This is a genomic window from Streptomyces sp. SID4985, from assembly GCF_009863025.1.
Lineage (GTDB): Bacteria > Actinomycetota > Actinomycetes > Streptomycetales > Streptomycetaceae > Streptomyces.
In genome coordinates, this window is sequence record NZ_WWIR01000377.1 from 1 (window position 1) to 3,025 (window position 3,025).

The following is a 3,025-nucleotide window of genomic DNA, read 5'->3' on the forward strand; positions in this document are numbered from 1 at the left end:
TCGCGCGAGTAGTCGAGGTAGAGCATCGAGGCGACCGCGTCCACGCGCAGCCCGTCGATGTGGAACTCCTCGCACCAGTAAACGGCGTTGGCGACAAGGAAGTTGCGCACCTCGGTCCGCGCGAAGTCGAACTCGTACGTCCCCCAGTCCGGGTGCTCCGCGCGCCGGGAGTCCCCGGGCTCGTAGAGCGGCTCGCCGTCGAAGCGGGCCAGCGCCCAGTCGTCCTTGGGGAAGTGCGCGGGCACCCAGTCCATGATCACGCCGATGCCCGCCTGATGGAGCCTGTCCACCAGGTACTTGAAGTCGTCGGCCGAGCCGAGGCGCGGGGTGGGTGCGTAGTACGAGGTGACCTGGTAGCCCCACGAACCGCTGAAGGGGTGCCCGGCGACCGGCATCAGCTCGACGTGCGTGAAGCCCATCTCCTTGACGTACGCCGGGAGTTCGTCCGCGAGCTGACGATACGTCAGACCGGGGCGCCAGGAGGGCAGATGCACCTCGTACACCGAGAACGGCGCCCGGTGCACGGGCGTGTCCCCGCGGTGCTCCATCCAGTCCGTGTCGTGCCACTCGTGCCGGGACACCGCCACGACCGACGCCGTGTCCGGCGGTACCTCGGTGGCGCGGGCCATCGGGTCGGCCTTCAGGAAGCGGTGGCCGTGACGCGAGGTGATCTCGAACTTGTACCGGGTGCCCTCGCCGATCCCCGGCAGGAACAGCTCCCACACCCCGGACGCGCCGAGCGAGCGCATCGGGTACTGCGTGCCGTCCCAGAACGTGAACTCCCCGGCCACGCGCACGCCTTGGGCGTTCGGCGCCCACACCGTGAACCGGGTGCCCGCCACCCCCTCGTGCGTCATCGGCTCCGCGCCGAGCGCCTTCCACAGCTCCTCGTGGCGGCCCTCGCGGATCAGATGCAGATCCAGCTCACCGAGCGACGGCAGGAAGGCGTACGGGTCGTGGACCTCGTGCTCGGCGTCGTCGTAGGTGACGAGCAGGGTGTACGGCGGGATCTCCCGGTACGGCAGGACGGCGGCGAACAGGCCGCCGCCCTCCGACTCCAGGGCGGACCGCTCGCCGTCCACGACGACATGGACCGCGCGGGCGTGGGGGCGCAGCGCCCGGAACAGCACACCGCCGGGCACGGGGTGGGCGCCCAGCAGGGCGTGCGGATCGTGGTGCGCGCCGCCCAGCAGACGGTCACGGTCACCGGCGTCGAGCGGCGGCGCGAGGGCGCGCAGCGGGCCCGCGCTCTCGGGGGGAGAGATGTCGCGCAGTGCCATGTCAGCCTCCCCACGCGGCGAGTCGCTCGATCGCGGCCATCGGTACCGGCAGCCAGTCCGGCCGGTGTCTCGCCTCGTACAGCACCTCGTACACCGCCCTGTCCGTCTCGTGCGCGCGCAGCAGCGCGTGCTTCTCGCGTGGGTTCCACCCTGCGCGGGCCGCGTAGCCCGCGCAGAACGCGTCCCGGCAGCGCTGCGCCCATTCGGGTCGCCAGGGGCGGCGCTGCCGGGCCGCGTAGTCGAAGGAGCGCAGCATCCCGGCGATGTCACGCACCGGGGACTGCGGGGCCCGCCGTTCGTCCAGCGGACGGGACGGCTCCCCCTCGAAATCGATCACGAACCAGTCGCGCCCGGCCCGCAGCACCTGGCCGAGGTGCAGATCGCCGTGCACCCGCTGCACCGGCGGCCCCGAGTCGCACGAGGCCAGCGTCGCGAACGCGGCCCGCAGCCCCGGCACATGGGGCAGCAGCCCGGGTACGGCGCGCGCGGCGGCGTCCAGCCGCGCGCACATCTGCTCCGCCGTGCGGCCCCGCTCACCGGGCCCGGCCGGCGGGAACGCCTCGGCGAGCGCCAGATGTACATCGGCCATGGCGCTGCCCAACTCCCGCGCCTCGGCGGTGAAGTCGTGGCCCTCGGCCAGCGCGCGCAGCGCCAGCGTCCACCCGTCCGCGGCGTCCGGCAGGAACGGCTGGAGCACGCCCAGCGTCGCGGGCTGCGGGCTCGTCGTGCTGAACCAGGCCACCGGCGCGGGCACCCGCGCGCAGCCCTGCGTGGTCAGCGCGTTCGGCACCTCCAGGTCCGGGTTGACGCCCGGCTGGATCCGGCGGAACACCTTCAGGATGTACGCGTCGCCGTACACGATCGAGGAGTTGGACTGCTCGGCCGTCAGCAGCCGGGGCGCCAGGCCGCCCGGCACCCGCGCGGCCGGGTCCGTCTCGAAGCGCAGCGGGCCCGCCTGGCCGGGGCGGCGCAGCCGCTCCAGGAGCAGATGCGCCGAGCGCGGATCGTGCAGCGCGTCATAGACGGCGAGGCCCGCGAACGGTCCCTCTGTGGCACGCCCGATGAAGGCCCGCTCCAGGCGCGGTGCCATCTCCTCCCGCAGGCCGAGCAGGAGCTGGTAGCAGTCGCCGGGCGGGGGAGTGCCGCCCGGGGTGGGCAGCGGCGCGTGCGAGGCGTTCACCAGCAGATGCAGACAGCCCGGGAACAGCTCGGTCATGGACAGCACCGTCAGGTCGGTGACGGGCCGGTCCTTTCCCGCGAACCAGCGCTGTTCGGGCAGCCATTCGAGCAGCAGGCCGCGCAGCGAGGCCGGCCGCCGTCCCGCGTCGAGCGCGGCGCGGGGGGAGAGGGTGATGGTCTTCGGCATGGTCACGCGTCCTTTCCTCGGCGCCTGGCGCTCAGCGGCGGCGGCCGATGCGGGATGCGGCTCGGGTGAGCCGGAACCAGTAGAAGCCGTGGCCCGCGAGGGTCAGCAGATAGGGCAGTTCGCCGATCGCCGGGAAGCGCACCCCGCCGATCAGCTCGACCGGGTGACGCCCGTCGTAGGCCCGCAGATCGAGCTCGGTGGGCTGCGCGAACCGGGAGAAATTGTGCACGCACAGCACCAGGTCGTCGCCGTACTCGCGGAGGAACGCGAGGACCGCCGGGTTGGAGGACGGCAGTTCGGTGTAGGTGCCGAGTCCGAAGGCGGGGTTCTGCTTGCGGATCTCGATCATCCGGCGGGTCCAGTGCAGCAGGCTCGACGG

The 3,025-nt window shown here is 72.9% G+C and carries 3 protein-coding genes; all 3 read right to left on the minus strand.

The genetic code is table 11. The features are described from left to right. A partial coding sequence (gene glgB / locus GTW40_RS15860; RefSeq protein ID WP_161180836.1) for a 1,4-alpha-glucan branching enzyme occupies positions 1 to 1,280 on the minus strand: 1,280 nt, incomplete at its 3' end. 1 nt (position 1,281) lies between these two features. Next, positions 1,282 to 2,646: a maltokinase gene (locus tag GTW40_RS15865; protein ID WP_161180837.1), complete on the minus strand. Its 1,365-nt coding sequence runs from the start codon at positions 2,644 to 2,646 to the stop codon at positions 1,282 to 1,284. Positions 2,647 to 2,677: 31 nt separating this feature from the next. Then, on the minus strand, positions 2,678 to 3,025 hold a 348-nt coding region (locus GTW40_RS15870; RefSeq protein ID WP_202485955.1), incomplete at its 5' end, for an alpha-glucosidase C-terminal domain-containing protein.